Below are 17,609 nucleotides of genomic sequence, written 5' to 3' on the forward strand. Positions count from 1 at the left end.
CCGGCGGCCCGGCGGGGCCCGGTGGGCCCGGTGGGTCGGGGCCCTTCGGGAAGGGGTGTCAGTCGCGGTCCACGGAGACGCCGGTGGTGCGCCCGCCCAGGATGAGGACGGCGGCCACCAGGACGGCCATGGCGGCGGCGATGAGGGTGAACATGGTGCCGGGGCCGTGGCCCTCCAGGACGGGCAGGAGCACGAACGGCAGGGCCGCGGCGGAGAGTTTGGACAGGGAGTAGGCAAGGCCGGTGGCCGCCGCCCGGATCTCGGTGGGGTACTGCTCGGCCAGGTAGACGTGGCTGACGGTGGAGAAGACGTTGCTGACCAGGGTGTAGAGGATGCCGAAGAACACCAGGAGCGCGGCCGATCCGGCGTAGGCGAAGCCCAGGCCGGAGACGGCCATCAGCGAGGCCGACAGGGCGACGAGCTGTTTGCGTTCCATGCGGTCCATCACCGGCACCGACAGCAGTGAGCCCAGCGGGTAGCCCAGGAAGGACACGGCGGTGAAGCCCAGGCCGGTGACCACGTCGTAGCCCTTGGCGGCCAGGATCTGCGGGGCCAGGGCGCCGAAGCCGTAGTAGCCCACCACCGACAGGGTGGTGAACAGCCACAGCATGGCGGTACGGCGGCGGAAGCGGGCGGTGAAGACCACGCGAATGCCCGCCGGCCTGGCCGCCGGGGCGGCCGCCTTGGCAAGGCCCCGGCCGCTGTCGGGGGCGTTGAGCCCGGCGCGGGCGGGGGCGGGCAGGGTGGCCTCCATGCGGGCCACGATCTGTTCCGCCTCTTCGTGGCGGCCGCGGGCGGCCAGCCAGCGCGGGGACTCGATGAGGTTGCGGCGCAGCATCCACACCACCGCCGAGCCGAGCGCGCCCATCACGAACAGCCAGCGCCAGCCGTCGATGCCCAGCGGGGACAGCGGCACCAGCCACAGGGCGGCGAAGCCGACCGCCGGCACGCCGCAGAAGGCCAGGGTGTAGGCCCAGGCGGTGTAGCGGCCGCGCTGTTTGGCGGGCAGTACGTCGGCCAGGTAGCAGTCCGACAGGGACTGTTCGGCGCCGATGCCCACCCCGGCGAAGAAGCGGGTGACGATCAAAAAGACGGCGTTCGGGGAGAACGCGCCGAGCAGGGAGAAGCCCGAGTACAGGGCCAGGTTGATGAGGAAGGCGCGGCGGCGGCCGTAGCGGTCGGCGACCCGGCCAAGGAGCAGGGAGCCGAAGAACTGTCCGATGAAGGCCGAGGCCAGGACGAGTTTGAGGGTGGTGCCGTTGAAGGCGAAGTCCTCCTGCAGCACCGTGGAGATGGTGCCGGAGAGGTTGTTCTCGAAGGTGTCGAAGAGCAGGCCCACGCCGACGACGGCGGTGAGCTGGCGGTGCGTGGAGGTGACCGGCATCCGGTCGAGGCGGTCACCGATGGAGGGCGCCGCCGCGGCTGTCGCCTGCGGCGCCGTCTGAACGGCCATGGTGCTGGTCTCTCCTTGTGGGCGGGGACAGGGCGGGGCGGCGGAAGGCTGGGGTCTGGGGGGGTCTGGGGGGTGACGTGCGCCTCCGCCCCGGCAAGGGGGGTGCCGGGGCGGAGGTCTGGGGCGTCCTGCCTCCCCCTTCCGCGCAAAAGGAGGGGGCGGGCGGTCGTGAGGGCCTGCCGGGGGCGGGGGTCAGGCCGCGGTGTCCAGGCCCTTGCCGGTGCGGGTGGGCTCGCTGACGTCGTGCAGGAAGGTGGCGACCTGGTGGTAGGACTCCCAGAACCCGACCTCGAGGTAGGGGATGCCCCGCTCGGCGCAGTAGTCGCGGGTCAGCTCGCGGGCCCGGCCCAGGTTGCGCTTCGGCATCGCGGGGAACAGGTGGTGCTCGATCTGGTAGTTCAGGCCCCCGTACAGGAAGTCGATCCACCAGTTGGGGCGGATGTTGCGGGAGGTCAGGACCTGGCGCTCCAGCCAGTCCAGGGACTCCTTCTCCCCGTCGCGGACCTCCATGCCCTTGTGGTTGGGGGCGAACATCAGGCCGAAGTAGACGCCGAGGGCGGCGTGCTGCACCGCCACGAACGCGATGGCCTGCAGGGGGGTGAGGAAGTAGAAGACGGCTCCGAGGTAGATCGCGGCGCGCAGCACGACCAGGCCGATCTCCATCAGCCGGTGCTTGGTGCCGGGCTTGGCGAGCTCCTTGACGGTGGTCTTCTCCATCTTGTAGCCCTCCAGAACGAGGAGGACGAAGAACAGCACCCGCTGGTGGCGGACGATGAAGCGCTGGACGGGGGTGCGGGCGGCGTACTGCTTGATGTCGAAGATCGCGGTACGGCGGCCGATGTCGGGGTCGAGACTGATGTGGTTGGGGTGGCTGTGGTGGCGGTTGTGGTGGTTGACCCACCAGGCGTAGCTGACGCCGCTGAAGAAGTTGGCGTGGAAGTAGGCCACGAAGGTGCCCACCCGCTTGTCGCGGAACATCGCCTTGTGGCCGACCTCGTGCCACATGTAGGCGCTCTGCACGCCGCACATGCCCAGCCACACCGCCACCGGCATCTGCCACCAGGAGGCGCCGATGAGGAAGAAGGCGGTCAGGCCGGCGCCGATGAGGAACAGGTTCAGGGCCAGGCGGCGGTAGTCGTAGCGGGTGTCGAGGTCAAGGAGGCCTTCGGCCTTCACGCGCTTGAACAGCTCGGCGAAAGTGGCGGAGGCGCCCTTGCTGCTCGCCTCTCCCGTTGCGACCGCGAGTCCGGGATCGAGCGTGCGTACCGAGCCTGGTTTGGTCTCTTGGATGTTCGCAGACTGCATTGAGGGTTCTCCTTGAGCAGGCGTATCGCGGCTTAAGGCACCGGATGAGAGCACACGTCAGCGTCGGTCAGGCGCCTGATGCGGCACTGATGGGTACGTGGACCGGCGCTGGAGTGCGCGTGGGGTCCCCCTGGTGGCGCCGCGGGATGGCCGGGGCGCGGCCGGGTGCGGCGGGGGCGCGGGCAGGGGGGTGCGGGCAGGTGCGCGGGGGGTGCGGCCCCCGCCCGCCGTTCGTGGCGGGCGGGGCCGGGCGGGGCGCGGCTGCGGCGCCGTTGTGCCGTGCCTCGAGCGCGCCTGCCCCCGCGCTCTGTCTCATGCGGCGGCGGTCTCGCCGGCCAGGCGGGCGTCCAGGGCGCGCAGCACGGTGTCCGCGGCGCGGGCGGTTTCGGCGTCGTCGGGGGCGCCGATGATGCCCATCAGGGCCTGCACCAACTGCTGTTGCAGGGCCTCGGCCGAATCCGGCGCAGGCGCGGTGCCGGGGGTGGCCTCGGCGCCGGTGTCGGCCTCGGTGCCGGGGGTGGTGTCGGCGCCGGGGGTGGTGTCGGCGCCGGGGGTGGTGTGGTCGGTCATGGTGGTTGCTGCTCCTTGCTGCGCGCCGCGTGCGCCGCGGCGCGCGTCACCGGGTGAAACAGAAGGGGCGTGTCAGAAGGCGTTGCAGGCGCGGAAGATGTGCGCGAAGGCCGCGAGGGACGCGGTGTCGCCCTCGAAGGCCACGTACTCGGGGATCGGGTCCTTGGGCGCCCATTTCTCCTTGTAGGCGAGCTGGGTCTGGGCGGGGTAGAGGGCCGCGCCCTGGTCCCACAGGAAGTGCATCAGCCACTGGAAGGCCGGGCTGTGGCCGGGCAGCTCGTTGGCCTGGTCAAGGCCGGTGAAGGGGGTGAAGCCGAAGTGCAGCCACTGGCTGCCCTCGGCGCGCAGGACCTCGATGGCCCGGGAGTTGATGGCCTCCATCAGCCCCGGTGAGGAGTCGGGGATGCGGCGGCTGAGGTCGTGCATCCAGCCCGCCCGCTCGCCGTACACCGGGGAGTAGGAGATGTAGCCCACCGGGCGGGCGTCGATGGTGCCCACGAACAGGCGGCGGTGCGCCTGGCCGGGGCCGCCGATCTCGCCGACCAGGAACTCCAGGGGGCGGGCCTCCTCGCCCTTGGAGCGCAGCCAGTTGGCGTCGATCTCCCTGATCGCCTCTGCGTGGTCCTTGGCCGGTACCTCGCTGACTTCGAGGCCGTTGCGGAAGGCGCGGGAGATCTTGTTGCGCATGCGCATGAACCTCCCGCCCTGGAGGGTGAAGTCGGGCAGGTGCACCACCCAGGAGGCGCCGAACTGGTTGACGGTGAAGCCGCGCCGGGCGTAGATCTCGGCGTCCGCGCGCTGCAGTTGGGCGCTCACCACACGCAGGTCCTGGGCGTGGGCGTGGTCGAGGAAGCGGTCCAGGAGGGGGCCGTAGTGGTCCTGGGCGGCGAAGGGGCCGCCGAGCTGGACCAGGTAGCGCCCGGCCTGGCGGTAGGCGATGACGCCGTCCAGGCCCGGGGCGGTGAAGGCCAGGGTGCGCCGGCTCATGGCCAGGAAGGCGCTGGGGTTCTCGGCCCGGGTGTGGGTGCGGATGGCGTGCAGGACGGTGTCCGGTCCGGCCGTGGTGCCGGGTCCCGCCGTGGTGCCGGGTCCGGTGGTTGCGGGCGGGGTGGTGGTGCCGGCCGGGGCGGTGGCAGTGGCCGGGGTGGCTGTCGGGGGCATGGGGCCCTCTTCCTTCCGGGAGCGGCTTTGCCCGCCGCGTGCCGGGGCGGCGCTCTCCGGCGCCGGGCGGAAAGCCGAAAGCGTGGAACTCGGGTGTGGGACAACTGCAGTAGAGCACTGCTGATATGGCCCCTGGAAGGGCCGCCGGTGCGGGCCGAGGGGGAATTCAGTGCGGTGTCAGCGGCATATCAGGAGCGGACGGAGACTGGTTTTCGAAACCGGGACGGAAACGGCGGTGCCTTTTCCTTGCCCGGACCTCAGGAGAGGTGCCCGGAGTGGCTTGTCGGGGACCGGAGCCCGGCCGCGGTCGGGTTCCCTCGGGCGCAAGCCCACGCAGGTTCGAATCCTGCCCTCTCCGCTGGTGGTCACGGCCAGGTCGTCAGTTTTGGAGAATGCCTCATGCCCCTCGCGGCGTCCCCGGCCCCCCGGCGGGCCCTGGTCGTGGTCAACCCCACGGCCGGCACCGCCCGCCCGCAGTTGCTCGGTGAGGTCGTCGGGCGCTGCCGGGCCCAACTGGCCTCGGTGACGGTGCACCGTACGACGCACCGGGGCTCGGCCACCGAAGCCGTCCGGGCCGCTCACGCCCCCGGCGGCGGCCCGGCACCGGATCTGGTGGTGGCCGTCGGCGGGGACGGCACCGTACGCGAGGTGGTGCAGGGCCTGCTGGCCGTGCACCGCCAGGCCTCCCCCGCGTCCGCGCCGGCGGCCCTTGCCGTGGTGCCCGCGGGCACGGGCAACTCCGACTACCGCATGCTGTGGGCCGACGCCCCCTGGGCCGATGCCCTTGAGGCGACGCTGGCCGACGACACCGGCCGGGCGCGGCTGCGCCGTATCGATGTGGGCCTGCTGGCGGAGACCGGTGAACTGGTGCTGCTCGGCGCCTGTTCCGGTCTGATCGCCGAGGGCCTGATCACCGCCCGGGCCATCACGGTGCCCGGGCGCGAACGCTATGCCCGGGCGCTGCCACAGGCGGCCGCCGCGTTCACGCCCTATCCGGGGCGGGTCACGGTCGATGGCACCGTGCTGCACGAGGGCGCCACCGTCCTTGCGAACGTGGGCGGCGGGCGCTACCGCGGCGGCCAGTATCTGATCCTGCCCCACTCCGAGCTGGACGACGGTCTGCTGGATGTGTGCGTCGTGGGCGCCGAGGTGGCCGCGGCGGACGTGCCGGACCTGGCCCGTGCGGGGCTGCTGCACCAGCGGCCGGGCGTGGTGCACGGCCGCGGCAGGCGCATCGTCGTGGAGCGCCTTGACGGGCGTCCGCTGTGCTTCGAGCACGACGGTGAACTGCAGCAGCCCGCCTGGACCAGCATGACGGTGCAGGTGCTGCCCGGCGTTCTTCCGGTGTGGGGCGCAGCGACGAAGGAAGTGACGCGTGTCCATACTCAAGGAGCTGTGCCGCTGGGCGGCCTGGCTGCGTCCTGAGGACATTCCCGCACCCGTGCGGGCGCTGGCCAGCAGTCAGTTGCTGTCGCAGCTCGCCTCGATCAGGGCGGGGATGGCGCATCCGCTGGGCCGGCGCCTGATCGAGGGGTTCGGGCCGCCGCTGCAGGCCGACCCGCGGACCTCGGCGTGTGTCCTTTCGGGCCTGGGGTCCTGGCTGAACCTGGACGACACCGCCTATGCGGGACATCTGTCGAACTCCACGGTGTCGGTGCCCCTCGCCTATGCCCACGCGCGGCGTCTGGAGGGGCCCGCGCTGCTGACGGCGGTGATCGCCGCCAATGAGTGCGCGGCCCGCATCACGGCCGCGGCCACCCTGGGGCCGCTGCGCGGCCACAGCGCGGTGCACACTCATCTGGCCGGTGCGGTCAGCGGGCGCCTGCACTGCGAGGGCGCCGACGACGCGGTGTGGCGCAGCGCCATCGGCCTGGCTTTCGCGATGCCCAACTGGCCGCTGATGCGGGCGTTTTTGGCCAGTGACGCGCGGCTGTTCAACACCTTCACGCCGGTGCGCACCGCCATGGACGCCTGCGACGCGGCCCGGGCGGGCCTGCACGGGGCGCCCGACATCCTGGAGCACCCCGACGGGTTCTTGGACCGGTTCGCCAGTGTGCCGCTGCCCGATGCGATCAACGCCTCTCTCGGTGAGCGCTGGCACACCGAGACCCTGTCGTTCAAGATGCACCCCGGCGGGCCCGGTGTGGACGCCGCGGTGGACTGCGCGGCGGCCCTGCACCGCGAACTGGGCGCCTTCGGGCCCGAGGACATCGAGGACATCGTCGTGGAGGCGTCGCTGTACACGCTGTTCGCGGGCAAGAAGGCGGCCTCCTACGTGGTGGGGCCCGGCTCGCCGCTGGGCGCGCTGGTCCTGCACACCCCCTACCCGGTGGCCACCGCCCTGCTGACCGGCGGGCTCACGGTCAACGACTTCGCCGCCCCGCTCCTGAACGACCGGGCGCGCTGGAATGTCGCCGAGCGGGTGCGCCTGGTGCACGACCCGGAGCTCACCAAGGCCCTGTTCGCCTCCGACGCCCCCTTCGGGGAGGCGGTGCGCCAGGCCGGGAAGGCCGCCGGGCCCTGGCTGCGGGCGTTCGGCGGCGAGGAGGTCGCCGAGCTGGCCAGGGAGGCGGCCGCGCAGCCGGTCAGGCCCTCCTTCGCCGCGGCCGCCAAGGCCACCGGCGCCCGCGTCACCGTCACCCTGACCGACGGGCGTACCGCCACCCGCAAGCGGATGATCCCGCTGGCCGCGGCCGGGCCGCACACCCGCGCCCACCACGCCGAGCTGATGCGGGAGAAGTTCCTGGAGTTCGGCGGCCCCGAAGACGTCGCCGACGCCGCGGTCAAGCTGGACTCGATGGACGCCGACGACCTCCAGGAGTGGATCCAGGCGGCGCTGCGGTAATCCGCGAGGCAGGTATCAGCGCACCGTCAGGCGGCGCTGCCAGCATCGAGTGCCGGTGGGCCATTGAGCGCGGCCAGAATTCAGACGTGGGAAAGGTCCTTTGATGCCTGAAAAGGAACTCCGCAGCTACAAGCTCTATATCGCGGGCAAGGACGTCGAAGGCGACGGCTGGGTATACACCGTCAGCGCCCGGTCGCTGCTCGAGGATGTATTCACCAGCATCAGCCTCAAGCGGGAACTGGAGCAGAATCCCGATTCCGATGCGGCGGGCCACCCCTATGTGGTGGGCCGCTGCGCGATCGCCAGCGACGCTTCCATCGATCTGGCCACGGAGGCCGCGGCGGCTGCCGCGTCCGCCTGGGCCGAGGTGCCCCTGGAGCGCAGGATGCGCCTGGGCGCCATGTTCCGGGAGGAGTTGATGCGCCGCGAGGACGAGTTCTTGGACATCCTCACCTCCGAGGCGCACCCGCTGCGCCTGGCCCGCTGGGAACTGAGCTGCATGAAGCAGATCTACAGCGAGGAGAGCCTGTACTGGTACCGGCAGCGGATGCACACCGAGTTCGAGCACGAGGGCCGGCGCCTGATCGTGCGCCGCCAGCCCGACGGCGTGGTGGCCTTCAACCCGCCGCAGAACGCCCCCGCGCCCAGCGCGGCCCTCGCGGTGCTCGCGCTGATGGCGGGCAACGCGGTCGTCATGCGCGCCCCGCGCTCCATCGCCCTGTCCACGATGTGGCTGATGCGCGATGTGGTGGGCCCCCTCCTCGATGAGATCGGCGCGCCTCCGGGGGTGCTGAACGCGGTGTGCTCCAACCCCAAGCAGACCCTGGACCGCTGGGTGACCTCGCCGCTGGTCAACGACATCTTCTACATCGGCGGCAGCGAGGAGGGCCTGCGCTTCCAGGAGAGCTGCGTGGCCAACGGCAAGAAGCCGATCCTGGAGCTGGCCGGCAACGACACCATCGTCATCTGGAAGGGCGCGGACCTCAAGCACGCCGCGGAGGCGATCTGCGAGTCCTTCTACGGCTCCGGGCAGATCTGCATGGTGCCCAACTGCGTCCTGGTGCACCCCGAGATCGCCGAGGAGCTCATCGAGGCGGTCACCGAGCGCATCAAGCTGGTGCGCCCGGGCTATCCCGAGGACGAGGACGTGCTGCTGTCCCCGGTGCGGCGCAGCGAGAAGTTCTTCGCGCTGCTCAAGCAGTCCCTGGACCGCGGCGGTGAGCTGATCTGCGGCGGCAACCGCATGGAGGTCGACGGCACGGTCTCGGAGACCGGGGTGTTCCTGCAGCCCACCGTGGTGCGTGTCAACGGGCTTCCCGGGGCGCGCATGCACGACATCGTGCGCAGCGAAACGTTCTTCCCGCTGCTGCCGATCGTGGTGCCCGAGCGCGGCGCGGACGACGACGCCCTGCTGAACTGCTTCATCGACTTCGTCAACTCCAACGAGTACGGGCTGCGCAACTCGCTGTGGGTGAAGTCCGCCCGCGTCATCAACGCCTTCGTGCAGCGCGTCGTCAACGGCGGCCTGCTGAAGATCAACGACTCGCACATCGGGTTCCTGCCCTATCTGCCCAGCCACGGCGGCACCGGCCTGACCGGCGGCGTCTACGGCGAGGCCAACTACCCGATCCTGAAGACCTCGCACGTCCAGGGCGTGTCCATCGCCCATGACATCAGCCCGCACGAGGCCGTCTTCGGCCCCTGAACCGGTACCGCGCCCGCCCCACAATCGGGCGCGGGCCTTGGCTTCCGGCCGCCGGCCGGGCGCGGCCCCCGGGCGCGGGGGCACCGGCTTTTGATCCACGTCAACGGAGGTGTTCCCCGTGCGTACCCTGGATTCGGCCCGCGCGGTCTGCGACCGCTACCACCCGGGGCTGCTCAAGGCCCTGGACGCCGTCCCCTTCGCCGAACGCGAGGCCCGTGACAGCCCCGCCCTTGGCCTGTTCCGCAGCCACGGCGGGGTGGGACTGCTCGTGCCCGCCGAGTTCGGCGGTTTCGGCGCCGACCCGGTGGAAGCGGTGCAGGTCCAGCGCGCCATCGGAGCCGCCTCGCCGTCGGTGGCGGCGGGGGTGACGATGCACCACTTCACCGTGTCGATGCTCTACGCCCTGGCCAAGGGCGCCGGACGCCTGGCCCCCGCGCAGCTTCACCTGCTGCACCGGGCGGTGCCCGACCAGATCCTGATGGCTTCGGGCTGGGCGGAGGGCAAGAGCCAGCAGAACATCTTCACCCCCTCGGTGGCCGCGAAGCCCGTTGCGGGCGGCTACCGCCTCAACGGGGCGAAGAAGCCGTGCAGCCTGGCCCGCTCCATGCAACTGCTCACCGCCAGCATCGCCGTCCCCGGCCCCGACGGCAGCCCGGAGCTGGCCCTGGCCCTGGTCCCCGCCGATACGCCGGGCTTGAGCGTGCACCCCTTCTGGGGCACCGAGGTCCTGGCGGCGTCCGAGAGCGAGGAGGTGCGCCTGAGCGATGTGTTCGTCCCCGACGACATGGTCATCCGCACCACCGACGACGACCCGCACCGGGTGGACGACCTGCAGGCCGCCGGCGTCATCTGGTTCGAGATGCTCATCTCGGCCGGCTACACCGGCGCCGCGGCCGCCCTGGCCGAAGTGGTCCTTAAGCGCGAACGCGGCGGAGCCGGCGAGCGGGCCCAGGTCATCGTCGCCGCCGAGAGCGCCTTCGCCCTCCTTGAGGGCTGCGCCCGCGCGGTGCGCGACGGCGCCCTGGACAGCGAACAGGCCATGGCGCAGGTCCTCATCGCCCGCTACGCCGCCCAGGACGCGCTGGCACGGGCCAGCGAACTGAGCCTGGAACTGCTCGGCGGGGTGGACTTCATCCGCCACCGCGAGCACGCGATGCTCGCCGCCTCGGTGCGCCCCCTCATCTTCCACCCGCCGGGCCGCGTCTCCACCGCCGAGGCCCTGGTCGGCTACTTCACCGGCGGCCCCCTGGCCCTGTAGGGCGCGCGGAACCGCACCCGCCCGCCCCCGCCCGGGGGTCGTCCGCCGGGAGCCCGGGGCCGCACTCCTTGGCCTGCTGTTCGTGTTCCAGCTTTCAGCCCCCGTCCTTTTTCAGGGAGTTATCCGTGACCGTGACCCAGGACATCAGGGTCGACACCGAGGACGACATCCTCGGCCTCTACCGGGCCCACCTCAGCAAGGGCCGCGCCACACTCGCCGAGCTGTTCGGCAGCCACATGGAGGTGTCCTCCGCCGGGAACTGGGTGACCACCAGCGACGGCGAACGCTTTTTGAACGCCGGCGGCTACGGCGTGTTCATCATGGGCGCCCGCCACCCCATCGTGATGGAACACGTGGAGCGGCAGTTGCGCACCCACCCCACGGCCACCCGCATCCTGCTGGAGCCGACCGTGGCCCGCGCCGCCGAGGCGTTGGTGTCGGTGATGCCGCCGGGTCTGGACCGGGTGCACTTCGCCCTGTCGGGCTCCGAGGCGGTGGAGACCGGCCTGAAGCTGGCCCGCGCCAATGGGTTCAAGCGCACCGTGTCGATGCGCGGCGGCTACCACGGCAAGACCCTGGGCGCCCTGTCGGCCACCGCCAAGGACGTCTACCAAAAACCGTTCCGGCCGCTGATCCCCGACGTGCTGCACCTGCCCTTCGGGGACGCCGACGCCCTGGAGGAGCAACTGCGCGCCCACCCCGGCGAGATCTGCGTCATCCTGGAGCCGGTCCAGGGCGAGGGCGGCGTGATCATCCCGCCCAAGGGCTACCTCAAGCGCGTCGAGGAACTGGTGCGCGCCTACGAGGGCTTCCTCATCCTGGACGAGGTGCAGTCCGGCATGGGACGCCTGGGCGAATGGTGGGGCGCCGACACCGAGAACGTCGTCCCCGACGTCCTGCTTGCCGGCAAGGCGCTCGGCGGCGGCGTGCTGCCCGTCTCCGCGGCCGTGGCCACCCGCAAGGCCTTCCGCCCCTTCGACAAGGACCCCTACGTCCACACCGCCACCTTCTCCGGCCAGCCCCTGCTGATGGCCGCCGTGCAGGGCTCGGTGCAGGCCATCCAGGAAGAACGCCTGGTCACCCGCGCCATGGACCTGGGCGCCCGGCTGCTGCCGAAGATCGCCGAGATCGCCCGGCGCAACATCGGTGACCTGGTGGTCGACGTACGCGGCCGCGGCCTGCTCATCGGTGTGGAGCTGACCGAAGCAGGCCTTGCCGGGGAGCTGCTCATCGAGCTGTTCAACCACGGCGTCGTCGCCAACCATTCGATGAACGGCAACTCGGTGGTGCGCTTCACCCCGCCCGCCACCCTGACCGAACTCGATGTGCAGTTCCTCCTCGACTCCTTTGACAAAGCAACCCTCGACCTGGTCGCAGGCTCGGCCCGGATGCCGGAAGGCGGTAGCAACTGATGCGCCACGTGGAACTGGACGCCGTAGTCCTTGACGAGAGCGCCGAGGCGGTCTTCACCGCGCTCGCACGCTTCGACCGCTTCCCCGAACTGGCCCCGCACGTGCAGGCCACCACCGTGCACGCCGCCCTGCCCCAGACCCGGGGCAGCTCCAGTTGGGAGCTGCACTTCCGCTCCGGCCTGCTGCGCTGGACCGAGACCGACCACTTCGACACCACCGCGCTGACCATCGGCATCGAGCAGGAGGACGGCGACTTCGACTCCTTCGCCGGCACCTGGTCCTTCACCCAGGACGGCGCGAACGTGGCCGTGCACTTCGAGGCCGACTTCGACTTCGGCATCCCCAGCCTGGAAGGCATCCTCGACCCGATCGCCGAGCGCGTCATCAAGGAGACCGTGGCCTGGGCCGTCACCGGCCTGTTCGAGCGCACCCAACTGCGCACCGAAGTCCAGCTCGGCACACCCGCCGACGCCGTCGGCGTGTAAGGAAGAGAGCCAGCGTCATGGACCAGGCGAACCCCTTCGAGACCCCCAAGACCTTCGCCGTGCACCGGGCCGAGTACCTGGTCGGCTTCGCGGTGTCCACCGGCCTGATCATCGCCCACTTCGGGGAGATCAACTGGTGGGTGTGGATCGGTCTGTTCCTCTACATCGACCTGATCGGCTACATCCCGGGCGCCATCGCCTTCAAACGCAGCGGCGGCCGCCCCATCCCCAAGGCCTACTACGTCCTGTACAACGTGATGCACTCCCTGATCACCCAGGCCGCGGTCGTGGGCCTGTGGTGCTGGTGGTTCGGCCCGGAGTGGGCGCTGCTGGCCATCCCCTGGCATCTGAGCGGGGACCGGGGCCTGTTCGGCAACTTCATGAAGTCCTTCGCGCTGCCCTATGAGCCGGTGCGCCAGCAGGGCTATCTGCGCCTGCTCGACGATCTGCGCCTTCCCCACCCCAAGCCGGTGGGGCACGTCATGGACCCCGAGCCGGTCGGCCACCTGCCGGCCGTGCCCGCCCAGAACCCGCCGCCCGCCCCCGCCCCGGTCGCCGCGGCCAACAACACCGAGCGGCCGGTGTCCACCGCGGCCCGCTGACACCCCGCCTCGTGAAGCCACCCCCGGGCCCCCTCATCTCGTGTGCGGGGCCCGGGCCGGAAAAAGGGAGCACCACCCGCCATGACCGGTACACCGCAGCAGCCGCAGCCCGTGGCTGTGGAGGCCGACTTCGACGCCGCTCCGGGCATGCTCGAGGGCGCCATGGAACTGACGATCGGCCCCAAGGAGTGCAACCTCGCCTACTGGATCACCCAGGTCGCCCAGGGCACCCTGCGCGAGCGCGGCATCACCGGGCACCACGAGAGGGCGCAGGTGCCGGCCTTCCTCAAGGCGCCGGGCCCGCTGCGTGAGGCCCTCGTCCTGGAATTCGGGCTGCGGGCCCTGTCGGAGGAGATCGCCACCCGCCTGCTGGCCCCCTACGTCGAGATCGCCCCCTCCATCCTGGAGATGGAGTTCTACTCCACCCAGCTCCTGGACGAGGCCCGCCACGCCCGCGTGTTCCGCCAGCACCTGGTGGAACTGGGCATGCCGGAGGCGACTTTGATCGAGGACATCGAGGAGATGGCGGTGGAGTTCCGCCGCGAAGTCCTCAAGCCGGTCATCGACTTCACCCTGGACATCGTGCAGAAACAGCGCGACTTCTACGGCGGCGTCGCGGTCTTCGCCATCGTCATCGAAGGCGTCCTGGCCCCGGCCGCCGAGCTGAGCGAGCGCAAGTGGACCCCGCTCTCCCCCGCCACCGGGGAGATCTCGCGGGGCACCTCCATCGACGAGATGCGCCACCTGACCGTCGCCAACACCATCCTGCGCGACTACATACGCGACAACCCCGGCTACCGGCCGCGCCTGCTGGAGATCCTGCGCTCCGGCGTGGAGCTGTGGGACAGCGTCGACGACCGCAAGTTCGTCATGCACCGCGAGGAACTGTTCCAAAAGGGCATGGCCGAACACGCCGGCCTCATCGCCGACTACGAGATCTGGCCCGGCACCCGCCTTCTCGACACCACCGCCGACCAGCGCTACGCCATGGCCGAGCAGTGGACCGACAAGATGGCCCAAGCCCGCCTGGCCGAGATGGGCCTGCCCGCCGAGGTGATGCAGTCCACCACCAGGGCAGTGGCATGAAACGCGCCGTCATCGCCGGCGCGGGCGCCTACCTGCCGCCCAAACTGGTCACCAACGCCGACCTCACCGCACGCCTGGACACCAGCGACGAATGGATCCGCACCCGCACCGGCATGTCCGTACGCCATGTCGTCGAACCCGGCACCGCCACCTGCGACCTGGCCGCCGAAGCCGGCCGGCGCGCCCTGGACGCCGCCGGAAGCGATGCGGACGTGGTCATCCTGGCCACCACCACCCCCGACCGGCAGGTCCCGCCCACCGCACCGGAGATCGCCACCCGCCTCGGCCTTGGCACCGTGCCCGCCTTCGACCTGTCCGCGGCCTGCGCCGGCTTCCTGTACGGCCTTGCCACCGCCTCCGGTCTGATCGCCACCGGCGCCGCCCAGCACGTCCTGCTCATCGGCGCAGACGCCTTCACCACCATGGTCGACCCCCAGGACCGCGCCACCGCCGTCCTCTTCGGGGACGCCGCCGGCGCCCTGCTGCTGCGCGCCGGCGACGCCGGCGAGCCCGGCGCCGTGGGCACCGCGGTCCTGGGCAGCGACGGCAGCCTCGCCGACCTCATCCAGGTCCCCGCCGGGGGCTCGCGCAGCCGCGTGAACGGGCCCCTCACCGCCCTTGAGGACCCCAAGGACCTCTACTTCCAGATGAACGGCCGCGAGACCTTCCGGCACGCGGTCACCCGCATGAGCCAGTCATCACGGGCGGCCGTCGCCGCCGCAGGCTGGGACATGACGGAGGTGGACCGCCTCTGCGCCCACCAGGCCAACGCCCGCATCCTTGCCGCCGTCGCCGACGAACTGGGCTTCGAGTCCGCCCGGCAGCTCTCCAACGTCGCCGAGGTCGGCAACACCGCAGCCGCCTCCCTGCCCACCCTGCTTGCCATGGCCGCGGCCGACGGCACCCTCAAGAGCGGCCACCGGGTGCTCCTGACCGCCTTCGGCGGCGGCCTTTCCTGGGGCGCGGCCACCCTCACCTGGCCCGACACCGACGTCCTCGTGGACTAGAAAGGACCTCCCTCATGTTCGACACCCTCAAGGAAATCCTCGTCGACAAACTCAAGGTCGACCCCTCCCGCATCACCCCCCACGCCACCCGCGAGGAAGCCGAACTCGACTCCCTGGCCGTCGTGGAACTGTCCATGCTCCTGGACAAGGAGTACGGCGTCGTCATCAGCGACGACGAACTCATGGAAGCCGAGAACATCGGCGAGATGGCCCGCATGATGACCGAACGCCGCACCACCGTCTGAACCCCGCCCCCCACCACCCGCACCACACCTACGGTGCCACCTGCTCCACCCGTACGGCACTGCCCGTACGGCATGTGCGTCATGCTGCCCTGCGCAGCCGCCCGGCCGCCCACATGGCCGGGCGGCGCGCACGGCAGGCACCGCCGCCCACCCGGGCGAGCAGTCCACCAACCGGCACGCCTCCAAGGAGAGTTCATGCACGACGCACGGGAGCTGATCGAGGCCGGCGAGGTGGCCGTACAGCACCTGGCACGGCGGCGCTTTGCTCTGGACAGCGCCGCCCTGGAGAGCGCCCACAAGCGCCGGGCCGCAGCCCTTGGAGCCGTGGCCGACCTGCGCGCCGAGCTGAAGAAGGCCGCCCGCAACGGACCCCCCACACCCCAGGCCCGCGAGGCGACGCGGCAACTGCGCGAGCGCGTGCAGCAGGCCCAGGACAGCGCCCGCGACGCCGAAACCGAGCTGAACGCACTGCTCCTGGCCATCCCCAACCTCCCCCTGCCCCAGGTGCCCGAGGGCCACAGCGACACCGAAGCCGTCGAGATCCGCCGCGGCGGCCCGCCCCCGGCCCCCGCCCAGCAGGCCGTGCACCACGCCGACCTCGGCGAGCAGTTGGGCATCCTGGACACCGCCCGCGCCGCCCGCCTCTCCGGCGCCCGCTTCACCGCCGCCCGCGGCGCCGGCGCCCGCCTGGAGCGCGCCCTGGCCGACTTCTTCCTGGACCTGCACACCGGCGAACACGGCTACACCGAGCACTCCGTGCCCTACCTGGTCAACCGCCGGACCATGACCGGCACCGGCCAGTTGCCCAAGTTCGAAGACGACCTGTTCGCCACCCGCGTGGGGGACCGCGAACTGTTCCTGGTGCCCACCGGCGAAGTCCCGCTCACCAACCTGGCGGCCGGCGAGGTGCTGGACGCCGGTGACCTGCCGCTGGCCCTGACCGCCCGCACCCCCTGCTTCCGCGCCGAGGCCGGCTCCTACGGCCGCGACACCCGCGGCATCCTGCGCCTGCACCAGTTCGAGAAGGTGGAACTCGTACGCGTCTGCGCCGCAAAGGACGCCCCCGAGCAGCTTCAGCTCATGCTCACCCACGCCGAGGAGTGCCTCACCCGCCTGGAACTGTCCCACCGCACCGTCATGCTGCCCGCCGGCGACCTGGGCTTCAGCGCCCGCATGACCTACGACATCGAAGTGTGGCTGCCGGGCAGCGGCGCCTGGCGGGAGATCTCCTCCGTCTCGGACTGCGGCACCTTCCAGGCCCGCCGCGCCGGCATCAAAGTACGCACCCCCAAGGGCGGCAAAGCCTACGCCGCCACCCTCAACGGCTCCGCCCTGCCCATCGGACGCACCCTGGCCGCCCTGCTCGAACAGGGACAGCAGCCCGACGGCTCCGTCACCCTGCCCAGCGCCCTGCACCCCTACACCGGCTTCGCCCGCATCCACCCCGGCGGCACCACAAGCTGACCCCCCACATCCCGCACCCCGCCATGCCCGCCCGCCGCGTGCCCGCATGCCGCCGCCCCCTGCCGGGGTGCGGGCAGGGGGCAACAGCGTGCGCACACCCCGGGGCGCGGGGGCCGGGGCCAGGTGGCAGGAGGGTCAGCCGGAGCGGACCAGTTCCGGCGCCGGCTGCACCGCAAGGACCGGCGCCTGGTTGAGGATGTCAAGGAAACGTTCCCGCAGGTGCGGTGAGGGCTCCATGCCCAGCTCGGCGACCATCCGGCCGCGCGCGGCATGATAGGTCTCGATCGCCTCGGCCTGGCGCCCGCACCGGTACAGGGCCAGCATCAGGATCTCGGTGATCCGCTCCCGCCAGGGATGCACCACACTCAGCCGCTTCAACTCCCCTATGGCCGAGGGCACTTCGCACTCGAAGTCCAGCCACAGCTTGTCCTCGGTGGCCACCAGGTGCTCCTCGCCCAGTTGCACCGCCACCGACTGGCACAGCGGCCCCTTGGCAGCGTCCTGCAGCGGGGCGCCCCGCCAGAGCTGCAGGCACTCCTCCAGGAGGGCCGCCGCCTGCCCGGCGTCCTGATCCATCACCGCGCGCGCCCGGGCGGCGCGCCGGCGGAAGACGTTCATGTCGAGGTCATCGGCCGCGAACTCCAGCGCGTAACCGGTGGAGCGGGCCAGCAGGGCCACCTGTCCCGGCCCCCACTCGTGCAGGGTGCGGCGCAGCCGGGAGACATGGGCCTGCAGCGCGTTCTCCACCGTCAGCGGCGGATCGTCCCCCCACAGTTCGGCATAGAGGTCTTCGGCCGGCACCATCCGGCCGCCGTTGACCAGCAGCACCGCCAGCAGGGCCCGCTGCTGTGCGCCGCGCACACTGTGGAACTGTCCGCCGACCTCGACTCCGACCGAACCGAGCACCTTGAACTTCACTGACTGCTCCTCCCTGCCAAACGCCCCTGAAGGGTGCTGGCCGCAGCGGCCGGCGGGGCGGTACGGAGTGTGCTGTGCGTGTTGAACGTTGCA

16 protein-coding genes and 1 tRNA gene are annotated in these 17,609 nt (G+C 71.4%); 12 read left to right on the forward strand and 5 right to left on the reverse strand.

Annotation, left to right across the window (positions count from 1 at the left end):
• Window positions 1-58: 58 nt before the first annotated feature.
• The 4 genes from IG78_RS0121775 to IG78_RS0121790 all read right to left on the reverse strand — a co-directional run bounded on the left by IG78_RS0121775 (window position 59) and on the right by IG78_RS0121790 (window position 4,489).
• Window positions 59-1,453 (reverse strand): MFS transporter, encoded by a 1,395-nt coding sequence (locus tag IG78_RS0121775; protein WP_030565765.1) that lies wholly within the window; start codon window positions 1,451-1,453, stop codon window positions 59-61.
• Window positions 1,454-1,645: 192 nt separating this feature from the next.
• A complete protein-coding gene (locus tag IG78_RS0121780; protein WP_037685805.1) occupies window positions 1,646-2,758 on the reverse strand; it encodes a fatty acid desaturase family protein in 1,113 nt (370 codons plus the stop codon).
• A gap of 312 nt (window positions 2,759-3,070) precedes the next feature.
• A complete protein-coding gene (locus IG78_RS42475) occupies window positions 3,071-3,328 on the reverse strand; it encodes a hypothetical protein (RefSeq protein ID WP_037685806.1) in 258 nt (85 codons plus the stop codon).
• Window positions 3,329-3,400: 72 nt separating this feature from the next.
• Window positions 3,401-4,489 carry a bifunctional lysylphosphatidylglycerol flippase/synthetase MprF gene (locus IG78_RS0121790; RefSeq protein WP_078965331.1) on the reverse strand — a complete coding sequence of 363 codons (1,089 nt, stop codon included), beginning with the start codon at window positions 4,487-4,489 and terminating at the stop codon, window positions 3,401-3,403.
• Window positions 4,490-4,749: 260 nt separating this feature from the next.
• Here IG78_RS0121790 and IG78_RS49340 point away from each other — a divergent pair.
• The 12 genes from IG78_RS49340 to serS all read left to right on the forward strand — a co-directional run bounded on the left by IG78_RS49340 (window position 4,750) and on the right by serS (window position 16,598).
• Window positions 4,750-4,847 (forward strand) — tRNA-Gly (locus IG78_RS49340).
• A 41-nt stretch (window positions 4,848-4,888) separates the two neighbouring features.
• Window positions 4,889-5,914 (forward strand): diacylglycerol/lipid kinase family protein, encoded by a 1,026-nt coding sequence (locus IG78_RS0121795; RefSeq protein WP_030565771.1) that lies wholly within the window; start codon window positions 4,889-4,891, stop codon window positions 5,912-5,914.
• On the forward strand, window positions 5,865-7,334 hold the full coding sequence (locus IG78_RS0121800) for an MmgE/PrpD family protein (protein WP_030565773.1): 1,470 nt from the start codon (window positions 5,865-5,867) through the stop codon (window positions 7,332-7,334). The genes IG78_RS0121795 and IG78_RS0121800 overlap by 50 nt, the downstream gene beginning before the upstream one ends.
• Window positions 7,335-7,437: 103 nt before the next feature.
• Complete coding sequence (locus tag IG78_RS0121805) at window positions 7,438-9,039, forward strand: aldehyde dehydrogenase family protein (protein WP_030565775.1); 1,602 nt, start codon at window positions 7,438-7,440, stop codon at window positions 9,037-9,039.
• A 118-nt stretch (window positions 9,040-9,157) separates the two neighbouring features.
• Window positions 9,158-10,297 carry an acyl-CoA dehydrogenase family protein gene (locus IG78_RS0121810; RefSeq protein ID WP_030565777.1) on the forward strand — a complete coding sequence of 380 codons (1,140 nt, stop codon included), beginning with the start codon at window positions 9,158-9,160 and terminating at the stop codon, window positions 10,295-10,297.
• Between the two features lie 125 nt (window positions 10,298-10,422).
• Complete coding sequence (locus IG78_RS0121815; protein ID WP_030565779.1) at window positions 10,423-11,709, forward strand: aspartate aminotransferase family protein; 1,287 nt, start codon at window positions 10,423-10,425, stop codon at window positions 11,707-11,709.
• The gene (locus IG78_RS0121820; RefSeq protein WP_030565781.1) at window positions 11,709-12,194 is read left to right on the forward strand and encodes a type II toxin-antitoxin system RatA family toxin; all 486 of its coding nucleotides are present in this window, start codon (window positions 11,709-11,711) and stop codon (window positions 12,192-12,194) included. The genes IG78_RS0121815 and IG78_RS0121820 overlap by 1 nt, the downstream gene beginning before the upstream one ends.
• Before the next feature lie 17 nt (window positions 12,195-12,211).
• Window positions 12,212-12,796 carry a membrane protein gene (locus tag IG78_RS0121825; RefSeq protein ID WP_030565783.1) on the forward strand — a complete coding sequence of 195 codons (585 nt, stop codon included), beginning with the start codon at window positions 12,212-12,214 and terminating at the stop codon, window positions 12,794-12,796.
• 81 nt (window positions 12,797-12,877) lie between these two features.
• Window positions 12,878-13,882, forward strand: a complete 1,005-nt coding sequence (locus tag IG78_RS0121830; protein WP_030565785.1) for a VlmB-like protein — start codon at window positions 12,878-12,880, stop codon at window positions 13,880-13,882.
• Window positions 13,879-14,889 (forward strand): beta-ketoacyl-ACP synthase III, encoded by a 1,011-nt coding sequence (locus IG78_RS0121835; protein WP_030565787.1) that lies wholly within the window; start codon window positions 13,879-13,881, stop codon window positions 14,887-14,889. The genes IG78_RS0121830 and IG78_RS0121835 overlap by 4 nt, the downstream gene beginning before the upstream one ends.
• Window positions 14,890-14,903: 14 nt before the next feature.
• A complete protein-coding gene (locus IG78_RS0121840) occupies window positions 14,904-15,134 on the forward strand; it encodes an acyl carrier protein (RefSeq protein WP_030565789.1) in 231 nt (76 codons plus the stop codon).
• Between the two features lie 195 nt (window positions 15,135-15,329).
• Entirely contained in the window at window positions 15,330-16,598 is a 1,269-nt protein-coding gene (serS, locus tag IG78_RS0121845; RefSeq protein WP_030565791.1) for a serine--tRNA ligase, read from the forward strand.
• Window positions 16,599-16,733: 135 nt separating this feature from the next.
• Here the strand turns inward: serS and IG78_RS0121850 are convergent, their stop codons facing one another.
• Entirely contained in the window at window positions 16,734-17,516 is a 783-nt protein-coding gene (locus IG78_RS0121850; protein ID WP_051852827.1) for an AfsR/SARP family transcriptional regulator, read from the reverse strand.
• Window positions 17,517-17,609: the final 93 nt, after the last annotated feature.

This window comes from Streptomyces aureocirculatus (assembly GCF_000720475.1).
In the GTDB taxonomy this organism is placed as follows: domain Bacteria; phylum Actinomycetota; class Actinomycetes; order Streptomycetales; family Streptomycetaceae; genus Streptomyces; species Streptomyces aureocirculatus.